The sequence below is a fragment of the Gordonia sp. B8661-1 genome (genome assembly GCF_059427765.1).
In genome coordinates, this window is the sequence record NZ_JCAHRL010000008.1 from 68,661 (window position 1) to 85,024 (window position 16,364).

Annotated in this window: 11 protein-coding genes and 1 pseudogene; 8 read left to right on the plus strand and 4 right to left on the minus strand. The window is 66.2% G+C overall.

Going from position 1 to position 16,364, the window contains the following annotated elements; translation table 11 throughout:
- The 8 genes and pseudogenes from AC4JJG_RS16525 (at window position 1) to AC4JJG_RS16560 (ending at window position 8,703) form a co-directional block, all read left to right on the plus strand.
- Entirely contained in the window at window positions 1-867 is an 867-nt protein-coding gene (locus tag AC4JJG_RS16525) for an MlaE family ABC transporter permease (RefSeq protein ID WP_495400342.1), read from the plus strand.
- Window positions 868-876: 9 nt separating this feature from the next.
- Window positions 877-2,244: an MlaD family protein gene (locus AC4JJG_RS16530; protein ID WP_495400343.1), complete on the plus strand. Its 1,368-nt coding sequence runs from the start codon at window positions 877-879 to the stop codon at window positions 2,242-2,244.
- Window positions 2,241-3,274: pseudogene (locus tag AC4JJG_RS16535) on the plus strand (MCE family protein). Before AC4JJG_RS16530 ends, AC4JJG_RS16535 begins: the two are co-directional and overlap by 4 nt.
- Window positions 3,271-4,260, plus strand: coding sequence for an MCE family protein (locus AC4JJG_RS16540; RefSeq protein WP_495400344.1), 990 nt, complete (start codon window positions 3,271-3,273; stop codon window positions 4,258-4,260). The pseudogene AC4JJG_RS16535 and the gene AC4JJG_RS16540 overlap by 4 nt, the downstream one beginning before the upstream one ends.
- Window positions 4,254-5,363: an MCE family protein gene (locus AC4JJG_RS16545; protein ID WP_495400345.1), complete on the plus strand. Its 1,110-nt coding sequence runs from the start codon at window positions 4,254-4,256 to the stop codon at window positions 5,361-5,363. The genes AC4JJG_RS16540 and AC4JJG_RS16545 overlap by 7 nt, the downstream gene beginning before the upstream one ends.
- The gene (locus AC4JJG_RS16550; protein WP_495400346.1) at window positions 5,360-6,511 is read left to right on the plus strand and encodes an MlaD family protein; all 1,152 of its coding nucleotides are present in this window, start codon (window positions 5,360-5,362) and stop codon (window positions 6,509-6,511) included. Before AC4JJG_RS16545 ends, AC4JJG_RS16550 begins: the two co-directional genes overlap by 4 nt.
- A complete protein-coding gene (locus AC4JJG_RS16555; protein WP_495400347.1) occupies window positions 6,508-7,689 on the plus strand; it encodes an MlaD family protein in 1,182 nt (393 codons plus the stop codon). Before AC4JJG_RS16550 ends, AC4JJG_RS16555 begins: the two co-directional genes overlap by 4 nt.
- A gap of 78 nt (window positions 7,690-7,767) precedes the next feature.
- Window positions 7,768-8,703 carry a hypothetical protein gene (locus tag AC4JJG_RS16560; RefSeq protein WP_495400348.1) on the plus strand — a complete coding sequence of 312 codons (936 nt, stop codon included), beginning with the start codon at window positions 7,768-7,770 and terminating at the stop codon, window positions 8,701-8,703.
- Between the two features lie 9 nt (window positions 8,704-8,712).
- On the opposite strand, the gene treY is transcribed toward AC4JJG_RS16560, so the two are convergent.
- The 4 genes from treY to AC4JJG_RS16580 form a co-directional block, all read right to left on the minus strand.
- Complete coding sequence (gene treY, locus AC4JJG_RS16565; RefSeq protein ID WP_495400349.1) at window positions 8,713-11,052, minus strand: malto-oligosyltrehalose synthase; 2,340 nt, start codon at window positions 11,050-11,052, stop codon at window positions 8,713-8,715.
- Complete coding sequence (glgX, locus tag AC4JJG_RS16570; protein ID WP_495400350.1) at window positions 11,049-13,358, minus strand: glycogen debranching protein GlgX; 2,310 nt, start codon at window positions 13,356-13,358, stop codon at window positions 11,049-11,051. Before glgX ends, treY begins: the two co-directional genes overlap by 4 nt.
- Window positions 13,359-13,404: 46 nt before the next feature.
- Window positions 13,405-15,612, minus strand: coding sequence for an acyltransferase family protein (locus AC4JJG_RS16575; protein ID WP_495400515.1), 2,208 nt, complete (start codon window positions 15,610-15,612; stop codon window positions 13,405-13,407).
- Window positions 15,613-15,714: 102 nt separating this feature from the next.
- Entirely contained in the window at window positions 15,715-16,299 is a 585-nt protein-coding gene (locus tag AC4JJG_RS16580; RefSeq protein ID WP_495400351.1) for a TetR/AcrR family transcriptional regulator, read from the minus strand.
- Window positions 16,300-16,364 lie beyond the last annotated feature (65 nt).

A 16,364-nucleotide genomic window follows, 5' to 3' on the forward strand; every position in this document is an offset into this window, starting at 1 on the left:
ATGACCGCTTCCCGGTATGTGCCGCCCGTACTGCGGCCGATCGAGGTCGCCAAGGGTGCGTACCGCGGCCCGCGCAACATGCTCGCCGCGATGGGGCACCTCATCACCTTCCTGGTGCGGTCGATCGGCGCGGTGCCGATCGCGTTCACGCATTACCGCAAAGAGGTGTGGCGCCTGCTGTCCGACGTCGCGTGGGGCAACGGTGCGATCGTCGTGGGCGGCGGCACCGTCGGTGTCATGGTGATCCTCGGCGTGATGGGCGGGGCCACCGTCGGCATCGAGGGCTACACGGCGCTGAACCTGCTCGGCATGTCGCCGATCACCGGCGGACTGTCGGCCTTCGTCACCACCCGCGAGATCGCGCCGCTGCTCGCCGCGACGGCGTTCACCGCCCAGTCCGGATGCCGATTCACCGCACAGCTCGGCTCCATGCGGATCAGCGAGGAGATCGACGCACTCGAATCGATCGCGATCCGTCCGCTGCCGTACCTGGTGACCACCCGCATGTGTGCCGCGGTGCTGGCCATCATTCCGCTCTACGCCGTGTCCCTGGCCGCGAATTACCTTGCCTGCCAGGTGATGTTCCAGGTGCAGAGTGGCCAGGGCGACGGCACCTACCTCTATTACTTCAGTCAGTTCATGGTGTCGAGCGACATGTTGTTCTCGTTCATCAAGGTCATCGTGTTCGTGCTGCTGACGACTTTCATCCAGTGCTACTACGGCTATTTCGCATCGGGGGGACCAGAGGGCGTGGGAGTTGCTGCGGGACACGCGATCCGCTTGGCGATCATCGTCATCGTGTTCGCGAATCTGATTATGACGCTGGTGTTCTGGGGCACCGCGCCCGGCATCCAGATATCGGGATAGGGGGCCGCCATGCAGATCGATACCGACGGACGTAACCCGTCGCTGCTGCAGTACGTGGTGCGCGGCATCGCGTTCCTGCTGGTCCTGGCGATCCTGTTCGTCCTGTTGTTCCTGCGCTATCAGGGCACATTCACCTCGACGGTGCCGGTCACCGCGCGGATGGCCGATGTCGGCGACGGTCTCCTCGACGATGCCGACGTCCGGTACAACGGCTTCATCGTCGGCAAGGTCAAGTCGATCACGCTCAGTGACGAGGACGGGCCGGGAGGTCTGCCGCTCAAGGACGTGAAGATCGAACTCACCCCGAAGCAGGCCAAGGGCGTTCCGGAGAACGTGACGGCCCGTACGGTGCCGGCGAACCTGTTCGGCGTGAACTCCGTCGAACTCGTCAAACCGCAGCATCCCCAACAGGATTCACTGCACGAGGGTGTGACCATCCCGGCGGACACCAGCCAGGCGACGATCCGGCTGCAGGACGCACAGAACGAGTTGCACGCGCTGCTCGCCGCGGTGCCGCCGGAGGATCTCGCGACGGTGCTCGGCACGATCGCGGACGCGCTGCGCGGCGGCGGAGCGGTGTTCGGCAACTTCGTCGGCCTGCTCGACAATTACTTCGAGACGATCAACGCCCAGTTCCCGGAGGGGGCGCCGAGCGGTTTCGACAACTTCAACCGCGCCGTGCGCGGACTGTCCGCGTCCACTCCGCAACTCCTGGACACCTTGGGGCGCAGCGTGATCCCGGCCATGACGATCGCCGAGAAGCAGCGCGACCTGACCGCCATTCTGTCGGCGGGGCAGGGGATTCTGGACGAGACGCAGTCGCTCTTCGCCAAGAACGGTGACCGCGGCAAGCGACTGGTCACCGATCTCAATCGCACGCTCGGTGCGGCGGTGCTGGAGCCGGATTCGTTGCCGCAGGCCATCAACGCGCTCAACACGCTGGCACTCAAGGTGCTCACCGTGTTCACCGGCAACAACGGCCACGCACAGCTCAACATCGGCGTCAGCTTCAGCCCGTTCCTGGAGTACACGCGCCAGAACTGCCCCGTCTACAACGCAGGCCGGTACGGCCAGGCACGGGGACCGGGATGTGTGGGGCCGGGCACCGGTACCGGGCCCACCAGTTCGGGGCCGCTGATGGTGCATCCGCAGGGGATGCGCGTGCGTGGATTCTCCGCGGCGGGACGGGTCACGACGAACTCGGACCGTAAGACTCTCGGCGCCGCACTCAATCGCAAGCCCGGCGCGGCCGACACACTGATGCTCGGACCGCTGGTGCAGTCGAGCCGCGCCATGGAGAAGGGCGCGAAGCGCAACGGAACGGCGGGCGGCGACAAACGCAAGGACGCCACGGCCAATGGGGGAGGAGGCCGATGAGCACGGCGCAGTCGAGTATCCGGAAACCACTCATCGGATTCACCGCGTTCGCGGTGATCGCACTGTTGTTGACCTACATCATCTGGTCGACGCTGGAACGGTCCGTCCCGGGAAAGACGCAGAGTTTTTCGGCGGAGTTCAACGACGCCTCCGGACTCGCCTCGGCGATGACGTCCGGATGGCCGGGGTCCGCGTCGGCCGGGTCAGCGACATCTCGCTGCACAACGGCCGGGCGCGGGTCACCTTCGACGTCCAGACCGATCAACCCGTCCTGGCGAGCACCCAGGGTGCGGTCCGGTACCAGAACCTGATCGGCCAGCGGTACCTCGCGCTGAACCGGGTACCCAACGCGGACAACCGGGAACTGGCCGCGGGATCGACACTGCAGCAGCCGTCTCAGGACTCCTTCGACGTGACGCGTCTGCTGGCCGGGTTCCAGCCGGTCTTCGAGACGCTCAAACCCGAACAGGTCAACGCGCTGTCGCAGGGACTGGTCGAGGCCTTCCAGGGCGACTCGGTGTCCCTGACCAACACCATCGATCAGGTCGCGAAACTCGCGAACGACATGGCGAACCGCGATCAGATCCTCGGCGCGATCATCACCAACCTGAGCATCGTGATGCGGGACCTCGCCACGCAGGGCACCCAGGTCGGCACGGTCATCACCAGTCTGGGGACGATCATCGAGAACCTGAATTCGAACTCGGCGGCCTTCGGTAAGTCGGTGTCGAACATCGGGCGCACCGCGGCCGGATTCGCCGATGTGCTCGGGTCGTCGCGCGCAGATCTCGAGGCGGCCGCCGGCCACGCGAAGGCCGCGACCGGCACGCTCATCCGCAACGGCGCCAAGCTTGATCGCATGGCGTACGACGCACCGATCTTCCTCGGGCATTTCCCGATGGTGCTCGGGCAGGGCAATTACCTGAACATCTACGTCTGCGACCTGGACATCGCCATCGGCGACGTCCTGTTGCCCCCGGGCCTGATCAACAAGATCGGCGGGTCGAAGCACTCGGAGGTGTGCCAATGAGTAAGTGGCGCAATCATTTCGACAACAACCGGGGCTTCTGGTACGGCGTGCTGGGTGCCGTCGTGATCGTCGCCCTCGTGGTCGGTGTCACCGCTCTCGCGGGCGCACATCTGGGGAAGAAGACCTACACCGGCGACTTCGCCCAGGCGGGCGGCATCCGCCCGGGTGACAAGGTCCGGGTCGCCGGTGTCGACGTCGGCGAGGTCACCAAGACCTCGCTCGAGGGCAACCACGTGCAGGTCACCATGAAGGTGGACAACGAGGTCGACGTGCGGTCCAACGGGTCGGCCGAGATCAAGATGTCCACGCTGCTCGGTCAGCGCTATGTCGACGTGTCGCTGGGGGACGGGCCCTCCGAGGCGCCCGACGGCCGTATCCCGCATACCGAGGTGCCGTACGACCTGCAGAAGACCATCGAGGCGGGTGCGCCGGTGATCACCGGGGTGAACGGTGACACGCTTGCCGAGAGCATCAAGACCCTCAACAAGCAGCTCGCCGGTGCCCCGGCCATCGCCAAACCCACCCTCGATTCGCTGACGGCGATGTCGCAGGTCATCACGAACCGGCGGGACCAGATCAATCAGTTGATCACCGACACGAAGACGGTCACCGGCATCGTCAACGATTCGCAGGCGCAACTGTCGGTGATCGTGGGCCAGGGCAGGCAACTGGCGGACAAGATCGCGACGCGGGAGGCGTTGGTGACCCGAATGCTCGACGGCATCGCCGAGTTGACCGAACAGGCCAGAGCCGTGGCACGGGAGAACGGCAACCAGTTCGCGCCGATCATGGCCAACCTCAACACCATCAGCCAGGGCCTCGAGAAGAACCGCCACAATCTGCGGAAGCTGCTCGAGATCCTGCCCATCACCGCGCGCGCGACCAACAACATCCTGGGTGACGGTCCGTACGCGAACGGCTATCTGCCCTGGGGCATCTTCCCGGACAACTGGCTCTGCATGGCACGGGTGGTGGACGGATGCTGACCACGCGAACACATCGTGTCCGTCGATCGGTGACGATCGGTGCGATCAGTTTGCTGGCCGTCCTCGGCCTCTCGGGCTGCTCGCTCATCCCCGGCAGCGTGAAGCATTTCTTCGGTGCCGCGATCGAGGTGTCGGCGTACTTCGACAATGTCGCCGGTCTCTACAAGAGCAATGACGTGGCCGTGCTCGGCATGCCGGTCGGCCGCGTGACGGCGGTCGAGCCGCAGGGCAACAAGGTGAAGGTGACCTTCACCGTCGACTCCGACATTCCGGTGCCCGCGAACGCCACCGCGGCGATCGTCAACACGTCGATCGTGACGACCCGCCACATCGAGCTCACCCCGAGCTACTCCGGGGGCGACAAGCTGAGCGACGGCGCCGTCGTGAAGGACACCAAGAGTCCGGTCGCGATCGGAGACCTGTTCGATTCCATCGACCGTCTCGGTTCCGCGCTGTCCGGCGACAAGACCGGTCAGGGGCCGGTCGCCGACATGGTGGACATCACCTCGGGGATCACCAGCGGCAACGGGGAGCGTCTCCGGGACGCGATCGGCGAACTCAGCCGGGCCGGCTCGGTGGTGTCGGGCAATGGCGACGCGATCGTCGACATCATCAAGACGGTGGAGAAGCTGACCGGCACCCTGGTCGCGAACTATCCGAAGATGACGGCCTTCTCGACGTCGATCAACGACGTCGCGGCGATGCTGGGCCGTCAGAGCCCGGGGCTGCAGGCGACCCTGTCCGATCTGAACACCGCGCTACAGAACACGACGGAGTTCCTCCGTATGAACGCCGGGAACATCGGATCGTCGACCGGCCGGTTGTCGGCATTGGCGGCCAACCTCAGCGACTTCTCGCGGCAGGTGGTGGAGACACTGAACGTCGCACCGCTGATGTTCCAGAACCTGACCAATTCGGTGTCCGCAGAGCAGCGGGCCTGGCGTGCGCAGGTGCTGCTGGACAAGTCGCTGGTGGAGAACGAGTTGCTGTCGAAGTTCTGCGAGGTGATCAACCTTCAGAAGAATGGTTGCCGCACCGGACAATTGAAGGATTTCGGACCCGACCTCGGTGTCGTGTCCGCACTGCTGGAGATGAGCAAATGAGCCGGCCGGACAGGGGTTATCGGGCGGAACGGACCCCGGGTGACAGCCGCCGAATCCGTCGTCGCGCGGGAGTGGCCGGCCTTGCGCTGGCGACCGTTCTCTCGGTGTCGGCGTGCGGGGTGTTGCCGGGACTGACGGTGGAGCAGATCCCGTTGCCCGCGCCCGGTGGCATCGGCGATGCCATCGACGTGACCGCCACGTTCGAGAACGCACTGAACCTGCCGAGCAGGGCCAAGGTGAAGCTGAACGGTACCGACGTCGGACAGGTCACCGACATCGCCGTGAAGGACTACACCGCGGTGGTGTCGATGCAGGTCAGCAAGTCGAGTCCGCTGCCCGCGGGTACCGGGGCCGAGTTGCGGCAGGCAACCCCGCTCGGCGATGTGTTCGTGGCTCTGCTTCCGCCGAAGACGCCGACGGGTGGCACCGTCCGCAACGGCGATCGCCTGACCGGACCGACCTCCGCGGCCGCGACCGTCGAGGACATCCTGGTGTCGATGGCGGGAGTCGTCGACAGCGGCTCCCTCAGTTCGTTCCAGGTGATCCTGACCGAATTGAGCGAGGCGGTGGCGCCGCATCCGGACAATCTGCAGGGCTCGATCAAGGGCCTGACGACGGCGATCACCAAGTTCAATTCCAGTGCGTCGGAAGTCGATGAGGCCATGCGGAACACGCGCAGGCTCACCGGTCAGCTGGCCGCCGGACGCAATCAGATCGTCGCGTCCATCAACAAGCTCGCACCCGCCATCAACACGGTGAACGATCAGATCGGCTCCATCCTCTCCACGTTGGAGAAGACCAACAAGGTCACCGGGGCCACCAATGACTTCCTCGACACGAACCAGGGCAACCTGATCGAGATGGTCAAACATCTCGCGACGGTGCTGAAGGGCTTCGAGGGGGCGGCAGGTCCGCTGGGACAGCTGGCGGACAATCTCCACACGCTGAACCCGAAGTGGATCAAGAGCACCTCGGGCAGTGCGGCGTCGCTGTCGGCGAAGGTCTACTACCTCGACCCGGGCGCAGGCTTCGATTCGGGTAGCCGCCTGCCGGAGCTCGGCGACATCGACAACGCGTCGGCCTCACTCCAGCAGACACTGACGCGTCTGCTGGCCCGGCTGACCGGGACGAAGGGGTGCTGCGGATGAGCAGGATAGGCGGCCCGTTCCGGTGGATACGCAAGCATTCCGTCCTGACGGGGAACATCGCGCTGGTCGTGGTGATGATCCTGGGTCTGGCGTACCTGGCCTTCGGCCCGCTCCGCTGGACGCCGTTCACCGGCACCTATCAGCTGACGGTGAATTTCCCGGTGTCCGGCGGACTGCAGAAGACCTCGGGTGTCACACTGCGCGGCGCGAAGGTCGGTGACGTCGAGGACATCCAGGTCCGTCCCGACTCGGTCGACGTGCGCGTGTCGGTCAAGGACGACGTCAAGATCAACCGGAACGCGGTTGTCGCCGCACTCGGATTGTCTGCTGCGGGTGAGCAATACGTGGACTTCCAGCCGCCGACCGCGGATGGTCCGTACTTCGCCGACGGCGACGTCATCCAGGCGAACCAGACACGCGTGACGGCTCCGTTCTCGCAGTTGCTCGAATCCACCCTGAACGTGATCCAGCAGATCGACCCGAAGAAACTTCGGTCGACCGTCGACAATCTGGACGTCGCATTGGCCAAGCGCGACGGGCAGAACGATCTGCGTGCGCTGTTCACCTCGGGCGGCACGATCTTCGCCGATCTCTATCGGGTTCTGCCGCAGACGCAGAAACTGATCTCGCACACCGGCACGATTCTGAAAACGACGGCGAACATCCAGCCGGACTTCGGGCAGACGGTTGCGTCGATGAGCACGCTGATCAATTCCGCGGTGGCATCGGACAAGGAGATCCGGACGCTGCTCGGACGCGGACCCGGCCAGCTGACCAGCCTGACCGGGTCGCTGAATCAGATCCGCGACCCGATCTCGGATCTGTTGCAGCAGCTCGTCGACATCGCGCGGCAGGGCGCGCTGCGGGCACCGGCCGTCGCCAACCTCCTGCCCTCGGTTCGCGACGCCAGTATCCAGAGTCTGGAGATGTTCCACGACGGGGCATGGTGGGCATACGGATCCATCTACCCTCGGCCCAGCTGCAACTACGCGGTCACGCCGGTGCGGCCGACACGAATCCTCGAATTGACCATCCCGACCAATCTGTACTGTGTGACCGAGAACCCGAAGCAGCAGATCCGTGGTTCGGCGAACGCTCCCCGGCCACCGGGCGACGACACCGCCGGCCCGCCTCCGGGCTTCGACCCGAATGCGCGAACAGTACCGCTGGACAAGTGATCCGGGCCGTTCGGCCGTGGTGATCGGGATGACCGAACACCCGGCCGAATGGCGCCGGCCGATCGCAGAAGAGCAGGAATGACCAAGCAGGACAAGCCCAATTCGCCCGAATCCGACCCGAACGACGCGGACACGACGGAGACGCAGTGGACCGACGCCGATGAGGTCGACACCGATGGGGTCGACACCGTGGCGGAGACCCCCTCCGTGCCCACCCGTCCGCGGTCCAAGGCCGAGCGTCGGTCCCGCAGCACACCGGCGACCACGACGAAGTCCGCGGACACGGACGACGTGGCGGATGGCGATCGCAGGCCCGGCCGGGTCGACTCACGGGCCGGTCGGGTCGATTCCCGCGACGGCGGCCGGGAGATCTCACTGACGCTCAACGCGCGCACGCTGTACCGGACGCTGGCGGCACTCGTGGTCGTGGCGCTGGTCGTCGGCGTCGTGCTGCTGGGCTGGGGCTTCTATCAGCGCGGTGCCAAGCTGGATGCCTTCGACGACGTAAAGGCCACCTCGCGGGAGTTCTCCGGCAAACTCGTCAGCACGATGAACACGGAGAACGCCGGCAACATGAAGGAGCTCCTGGGCCCGCTGTCCACGGGTGAGTTCCGGGAGCATCTGGCGCAGCAGCAGTCCGAAGGTCAGCAGGCGGTCCAGAAGCTGAACGTGAAGGCCACGTCGACGATCAAGTCGGTGTCCGTGGAACGCTTCGACACCTCGACGGCGAAGACCAGTGTTCTGATGGAGGTCACCGGGACCAGCAGCCTTGCACCGGACGGCGGCAAGGAGATGATGCTGATCTGGCTCGACCTGCGCCACGAGGACGGTAAGTGGCTGGTCGCGAAACTCGATGGGGCACAAGCCGGAATCGGCGGTGCACAGGGGGAGCAGAATCAGCAAGGCGGTCAGCGCCCGCAGCAGAACGCGCCCCAGAATCAGGCACCCCAGAATCAGGCACCCCAGAATCAGGCACCCCAGAATCCCGCGCCGCAGCCCGCTCCGGGCGGCTGAGCGGGCGCTCTAGTCGCGGGTCAGGATGGCGACCGGATGGTCGGCGCGCAGGGTTGCCAGGTCGGCTGTTCCACGATAGGTGGTGCCGGACAGGCGATCTCGCCACTCGCCGCCGGGGAGGACGATCCGGGTCGACCGTTGGTCGTCGGCGGTGAGGCTATGTGTGAATCGCCCCGTCACCATGACGACCCGTGGCTCGGCGGTCCGTTCGGTGCCGTGCCGGTGTGAGCGGACGAAGGCAATGGTGTGATCGGCCGCTCGTCCCTCGACGGTCAGGGGTTCGTAGCTGCCGTCGATGCCGAAGGCCCCGGCGTGATCACGCCGTGCGCGAAGGGCGGCACGGATCAGCCGGTGTTTCGGATGATCGGCGGGCCGGGTCATGTCGACGGGGCGCCGGTTGTCGGGATCGACCAGCGAGTCCTCCCACCACTGGGTGCCCTGATAGATGTCGCCGACGCCGGGCCCGAGGAGTGCGATCGCCTTGCGGGCCAGCGACTCCGCCTGCCAGGCGGGCGCGATGTGTGCGACGAATGTGTCGAGAGCGGCCGCGCAGACACCGTCGGTGACCTGATCGATCCAGTGATCGAGTGCGGCCTCGAAGGCCTCGTCGACCGTTGTCCACGAGGTACGCACCCCTGCTTCGCGTGTCGCCTTGCGTGCGTAGTCGTGCAGTCGCCGTCGGAGCTCCGGTCCGGCCGTCGCGGTGAGACCGTCGGCGGGCCACACCCCGACGATGTTCTGCAGGAGGAAGTAGCACGTCAGGTCGTCGGGGAAGGGGGCAGCCGAGCGGATGGTGCCGACGAGGCCGGACCAGCGTTCCGGGATCTGGCTGAGCAGGGCGATGCGCGCACGGACGTCCTCGCCGCGTTTGGTGTCATGCGTGGACGTCGCGGTCATCGCGGTGGGCCAGTCGGTGGCCCGTCGCGCGTTGTGCGCGTGGAACTCCCGCAGTTCGACCGTAGGGTCGGCGGGGTTCCCGCCGACCTCCTGCGCCGAGACCAGCCGTGCCGTCCGGTAGAAGAGGCTGTCCTCCACGCTCTTCGCGGTGACGGCTCCGCACGTCTGCGCGAGCCGTGCCGATGCCGCTCCCGGCAGTGTGGTCGCCGTCAGGATCCGGCCGAGGGTGGCTGTGAGATGCGGGGACCGGGCCGCGATCCGATCCACGGTCGCCACGAGTCGCTGCCGCAGAGACGGATAGTCGGCCCGGTACACGCCGAGTTCGGCGATGATCTGTGCGGTGGCCTCGGCGACGGCGGCGCTGTCGGCGGACGGATCGCCGTGGGTGATGGCACGGACCAGTCGTCGGTGTTCGGCGCGGAAGTCGGTGGCGAGTACGTCGAGTTTCCGGGCGCGTTCGGCGGCGGTGAGCCACGGGCCGTCACCGTCGATGCCGGTGACCTTCCGGTGGATCTCGCCGAGTTCGATCGTGCCCGTCGGTGCGGTGAACAGGGCGTCGATCATTCGTAGCTGGTCGTATCCGGTCGAACCCTGTACGGGCAGTTCGGCATCCAGATCTTCGTCGGCGGCGAGGATCTTCTCGACGTAGATCAGGCGCTGTGCGCCGAGGTCCCCGCGCAGCCGCTGCAGGTAGGCGACCGGATCGGCGAGACCATCGGGATGGTCCACCCGAACGCCGTCGATGAGATCGGCCTCGAGGAGATCGAACAGCCAGCGGTGGGTGGCGCGGTAGACGGCGCCCTCCTCCTGCCGGAGTCCGGCAAGGGTGTCGACGGTGAAGAACCGTCGGTAACCGATCCGGCCGCTGTTCCACGGCACCAGACGGTAATGCTGTCGAGCGTGCACCGATTGTGCTGTGCCACCGGATGTTCCGGGTGCGATGGGAAAGCTGTGCTCGTGAAACCGCAGCCACTGCCCGTCGGTGCGGAGGGCGGAGAGGTCGCCGTCGGCGCCGAGTACCGGCAGGGCGATGCGTCCGTCCGCACCGTTGTCGACGGAGAAGTCGGCGTCGAACCATTCGGCGTATCGGGACCCCGGGCCGTGCCGCAGCAGGTCGGCGAACCAGGGGTTCTGTCGGATGTCGGCGACGCCCGTGTGATTGGGCACGATGTCGACGATGATGCCGAGACCGTGTGCGGTCGCGACGCCACGCAGGGCGTGCAGACCGTCGACCCCGCCGAGTGACGGGGACACCGACGGTGGCGGAACCCAGTCGTAGCCGTGCGTGGAACCGGCGGTCGCGGTGCCGATCGGCGACAGATAGAGATGGCTGACACCGAGTTCGGCGATCTTCGGTACCTGACGCGCGACCTCGGCGAAGTCCACGGATCCGCCGAGCTGTATGCGATAGGTCGCCACCGGCTCCGGGGTTCGCATGGCCGAGTCGGTCATGTCGCCTTGCGCAGCACCAGCACCGACCGCGCACCGACCGCAACGGTGTCGCCCGCCCGCGCGGTGACGTCGGTGTCGCCGCGCGGATGTGTCGTGTCGAGCTCACCGGCCCAGTCCGAACCGTATGCCTGCGGCGGCAGGTGGAAGTCGAGGTCGCCGTCGTGGGCGTTGAAGCAGATGAAGAAGCTGTCGTCGACCACCGTCTGGCCGCGCTCGTCGGTTTCGCCGATGCCGTCGCCGTTGAGGAATACCGCCAGGCTCTTGCCGAACCCGCTGTCCCAGTCGGCCGATGTCATCTCCTCGCCGGACGGGGTCAGCCACACGATGTCGAGAGCCTGGTCGCCCCACCGGATGGGACGCCCGGCGAAGAAGCGTCGTCGGCGGAACACGGGATGCCGGTTACGGAGTGCGATGACGCGCCGGGTGAACTCCAGCAGATCCGAATTCGACTGTGCCATGGACCAATCCATCCACGACAGGGCCGAGTCCTGGCAGTACACATTGTTGTTGCCGAGTTGTGTCCGCCCGAATTCGTCGCCGTGGGCGAGCATCGGTGTGCCCTGTGACAGGAAGAGGGTGGACAGGATGTTGCGCTGCTGCCGTGCACGCAGGGCCAGAATGTCGGGATCGTCCGTGGGGCCCTCCACCCCGCAGTTCCACGACCTGTTGTGGCTCTCGCCGTCCCGGTTGTCCTCGCCGTTGGCCTCGTTGTGTTTCTCGTTGTAGGACACCAGGTCCCGGAGGGTGAATCCGTCGTGGGCGGTGACGAAGTTGATGCTCGCCAGCGGTCGCCTGCCGGTGGCCTCGTACAGGTCGGAGGAACCGGTGAGCCGGGAGGCGAACTCCCCGAGTGTGGACGGCTCGCCGCGCCAATAGTCCCGGACGGTGTCCCGGTACTTCCCGTTCCATTCGGTCCACAGTGGAGGGAAGTTGCCGACCTGGTAGCCGCCCTCGCCGACATCCCAGGGCTCGGCGATGAGCTTGACCTGACTCACCACCGGATCCTGTTGCACCAGATCGAAGAACGCGGACAGCCGGTCGACGTCGTGCAGTTCCCTGGCCAGTGTCGAGGCCAGGTCGAACCGGAAGCCGTCGACGTGCATCTCCAGTACCCAGTAGCGCAGCGAATCCATGATGAGCTGCAGGGTGTGCGGGTGCCGGCCGTTGAGACTGTTGCCGGTACCCGTGTAGTCGAGATACTTCGACGGATCGTCGTCGACGAGCCGGTAGTAGGCGGAGTTGTCGATCCCGCGGAAGGCGATGGTGGGCCCCAGATGATTGCCCTCGGCGGTGTGGTTGTAGACGACGTCGAGGATCACCTCGATGCCCGCCGCGTGGAACGCCCGCACCATGGCCTTGAACTCGGTGACCGCCCCGGCAGGCTGATCGGGGTTGGAGGCGTAGTCCGCGTGCGGGGCGAAGAAGCCGAAGGTGTTGTAGCCCCAGTAATTGCGCAATCCCTGCTGCCGCAGGACGAAATCGTTCAGGAACTGGTGCACCGGCATCAGTTCGATCGCGGTGACGCCGAGGGCGCTCAGGTGATCGATGATCGCCGGGTGGGCGAGCCCGGCGTACGTGCCGCGCAGGTGCTCGGGGATGTCGGGATGTGTGGCCGTCATCCCCTTCACGTGCGCCTCGTAGATCACCGTCTGGTGATAGGGGCGGCGCGGCGCGCGATCGTCCTGCCAGTCGAAGTAGGGGTTGATGACGACCGACAGCATCGTATGACCGAGCGAATCCAATTGCGGCATATCGGGAATCGGCCGGTCGACGGGAGTAAGCGCGATGGGTTTACCGGGTTCGATCGATTCGGTGTCCGGTGATGTTCCCGGCTCCGCTTGCGGTGCGTCCTCCGGTGTGTCCTCGGCGGCCGATGCGGCTGCGGACCGGTCGTCGTCGGCGAGGGAATAGGAGAACAACGACGGGTCGTCGGTGAACTCGCCCTGGAAGGCCTTGCCGTAGGGGTCGAGCAGCAGCTTGCTCGGATCGCACCGACGTCCCTGTGCCGGATCGTAGGGGCCGTGGACGCGATACCCGTAGAGTTGACCCGGCCCGACGTCCGGGAGATAACCGTGCCAGCAGTATCCGTCGACCTCGTCGAGGCGAATGCGTCGTTCGGTGCCGTCCGTATCGATCAGGCACAGCTCGACGGCTGTGGCGACCTCCGAGAACAACGAGAAGTTCGTTCCCGCACCGTCATACGTCGCACCGAGCGGATACGGCGAACCGGGCCAGACCGCCTGGGCGGTTTGCGGCGCGTCGGCCGATGATGATTCCGCGGTGGCGGGGTCGGCGGGTGATCCCATGAGAAGACCCTAGCCGCGTGTCGCCCGACGGACATCTCGGGGAAGATCAGCGCGCCGATCCGCCCGCCCACGGCACCGCGGCCGCCATCTGACGACCGAGTTCGTCGGTGAGGCTGCGCACATAGGTCGCGCTGAGGTGATGCCAGTCCTTGTAGACGATGATGTTGCCCACAATGGCCGGACACAGATCGGGCGTGCAGATCCCGTCGCTCATGTCGAGGGGATGAAAATTCGGCCGGTCAATGGCGAACTCCTTCGCCGGGTCGGTCGGCGACAGGACCAGTCTGCGCGGCGAGCCGCAGGTGTCGGCATTGCCGCCACCCGCCAGGCACGTCGGGGTGTCGATGAGTCCCGCGGCATTGTGCGGCCAGGGGGTGTCGCGGATGCCGAACACCGCGATGCCCGCCTGCATGAACTCGTCGAAGATCGGCGTGTAGGTGTCGGGCACCCAGTCGCCCGGCTGATAGTCGCGGGGACGGGTGGAGTTGGTGAAGATCGCGTCGGGCTTGTCCGCCTTGACCTTCTTCACCACACGCATCACCCAGTCGTGGCATTGCGGGTACGGGACACCGTTCTGCTTCGGGACCAGCTCGGTGGACATCGGGCAGCCCATCTTGAGATACGTCGTGACCTTGAAGTGGTTGCGCAGCCCGAGCTGATGCAGGGCGCTGATCCACATCTCGGCGTGCGAGCCGCCGATCAACGCGATCGTCCGCTGCGCGTTCGGATCCCCGTACACACCGACATGGATCTCGGGGTCCTCGAAGTTGCTCATGAAGCCGTCGGTGGAGGTCTCCGGGAAATCCTGGGTGACCAGCAGCGGCGATGGCTGGGGATCGAGTGCGGGGACCGGGGCGCCGTTCAGCAATGCACGGGCGCCGGGGTAGAGACGCGGGTCGAGGTTCTTGGTGTCGACGACCATGGTCGACACATGACGGTCCCACACCTTGATGCCGACGCCGCAGATGATCGTGCCGACGACCAGAACGGACGTCACCACCGACGTGTAGCCGAGGAACCTGTTGCGGCGTACCGGGGACTCGGCATGACGGCCTGCGGCCCGTGTCGAGCGGGAGCCGCCGCGGAGCGGATCCTCGACGTATCTCTTGGTCGCCCACGCCAGCAGCAGGGAGGCGGCGAGCAGTCCGACACCTTCGAGGACCGAGGCGTGGTCCTTCTCGCGCCAGGCGAGATAGAAGATCAGCAGCGGCCAGTGCCACAGATACAGGGCGTACGCGATGTTTCCCAGCCAGATGGGCTCACGACGGGCCAGCAGGCGGTTCACCGGCGGCAGGGGAGCGGGACCGGTCTGTCCCGGTCGCGGCTTCTCCAGAGCGGTGGCCCCGGACCAGATGATCAGCAGCGTCGCACCGACGGGGACGAGTGCCCATGGCCCCGGATACTCGTCGACGCCGTCGATCCACCAACCGCACGAGATGATCAGGCCGAGCGCGATGACCGCGGCGATCGTCCGGAGCCACACCGGGATTCGCCACTTCGGCAGCCAGATGGCCAGCAGCCCGCCGGCGAGCGGCTCCCACACCCGGGAGAGCGTGTCGAAATAGTTGAACTGCTGATTGACGCCCATGCGCATCTGCGCCCAGTAGAAGGACACCGCGGCGACGGCGAGAACCGAGCCGCCGACGACGATCCGGATGGTGCGGGGGTCGGCGAGCGGCGCCGCGAACCGGGCGCCGAGTTTGAGCAGTCCGGCCAGCAGCAGGGCGGCGAGCAGCGTCGCGAGGAAGAACTGTCCCTGCACCGACATCGACCAGATGTGCTGGAGCGGGCTGTTCGCTGAGCTGGCCGCGAGGTAGTCCTGCGAATTGAAGGCCAGATGCCAGTTCTGGTAGTAGAGGGCGCTCGCGATGACCTCGTTGCCGACGCTGGCCCAGCGGGTCTGCGGCAGCACGATGACGGTGAGGATCGTGATGGCGATCAGCACGGTGAACAACGCCGGCAGCAGACGCCGGAGCAGTCGTTTGAGGCGGGGCCAGGGATTGATCGTCTCCCCGAATCCGACCGTCGGACTCTGACTGGTGATCGCGTGGCGGAGGAGCGAACCGACGAAGAAGTAGCCGGACAGCGTGAGGAAGACGTCGACGCCGCCGGACACCTTGCCGAACCAGATGTGGAAGCAGGCCACCAGCGTGATGGCGATGCCGCGCAGTCCGTCGAGGTCGTTGCGGTACGCGGGCGCCGCGGGTGCGCCCGGGGTCTTCGGCGGTGTCGTCGAGTCCGGTGCGCTGGTCACGGCTGCCACGGTGCGGTCCTTCTGGGCTTCATCGGGAAGCAAATCTACATGTCCACCCTGTGAAAACTCGATTCGGCCACCCGCGACACACCAGGTGTGACCTCAGCTTTTCGTGCGGCCTCCGGACGACTCGGTGGCCGCACGGGTCCGGGCGCCGTCGAGGATGACGTTGAGTCCGTCGTGGAACTCGCCGGTGAAGTCACGACCGGACGGGCCGGTGACGTGCAGGCGTTCCATCTGCGCGCGAGTCTGTTCCTCGATGGTGAGGCCGATGACGAGCTGGCAGATGGCGGTCGCCACCGCACGCGCGTCGCGCGTGTCCATGCCGCCGTCGACGGACACCTCGGTCAGCCGGTCGGCCACCGTCTTCTGCGACAGTCCGCTCGCCCATGCCGACGACACGACCTCGGCGCTGTCCGGGACGCCCAGCAGGGCGGCACGCATCGCGTCGGCGGTGTACTCGAGCCGTGCATCCCAGGACAGATCGTCGGTGCCCGTTCGGACCTCGGCGAGGATGTCGTCGGCGAGGGCCGCGAGCAGCGTCTGCTTGTTCGGGAAATGCCAGTACAGCGCATTGGGGCGGACACCGAGGTCGGTGGCGAGCCGCCGCATGGACAGATCCGCGAGGCTGTGTTCGGTGAGGATTCGGCGCGCGACCCGCAGGATGTCGGCTCGGGTGTTGCTCACCGGACCGAGCGTAGACGTGGTGACACTCCCGCCCTCACCTGGACAGTGTTCAGGTCATTCCCTGT

What these genes read in the sequence shown, in the direction of transcription:
- AC4JJG_RS16545 (WP_495400345.1), top strand. Translation starts at nt 4,254, where the DNA reads ATGCTGACCACGCGAACACATCGTGTCCGTCGATCGGTGACGATCGGT.
- glgX (WP_495400350.1), bottom strand. Translation starts at nt 13,358, where the DNA reads ATGGGATCACCCGCCGACCCCGCCACCGCGGAATCATCATCGGCCGAC.
- AC4JJG_RS16540 (WP_495400344.1), top strand. Translation starts at nt 3,271, where the DNA reads ATGAGTAAGTGGCGCAATCATTTCGACAACAACCGGGGCTTCTGGTAC.
- AC4JJG_RS16530 (WP_495400343.1), top strand. Translation starts at nt 877, where the DNA reads ATGCAGATCGATACCGACGGACGTAACCCGTCGCTGCTGCAGTACGTG.
- AC4JJG_RS16560 (WP_495400348.1), top strand. Translation starts at nt 7,768, where the DNA reads ATGACCAAGCAGGACAAGCCCAATTCGCCCGAATCCGACCCGAACGAC.
- treY (WP_495400349.1), bottom strand. Translation starts at nt 11,052, where the DNA reads ATGACCGACTCGGCCATGCGAACCCCGGAGCCGGTGGCGACCTATCGC.
- AC4JJG_RS16555 (WP_495400347.1), top strand. Translation starts at nt 6,508, where the DNA reads ATGAGCAGGATAGGCGGCCCGTTCCGGTGGATACGCAAGCATTCCGTC.
- AC4JJG_RS16550 (WP_495400346.1), top strand. Translation starts at nt 5,360, where the DNA reads ATGAGCCGGCCGGACAGGGGTTATCGGGCGGAACGGACCCCGGGTGAC.
- AC4JJG_RS16525 (WP_495400342.1), top strand. Translation starts at nt 1, where the DNA reads ATGACCGCTTCCCGGTATGTGCCGCCCGTACTGCGGCCGATCGAGGTC.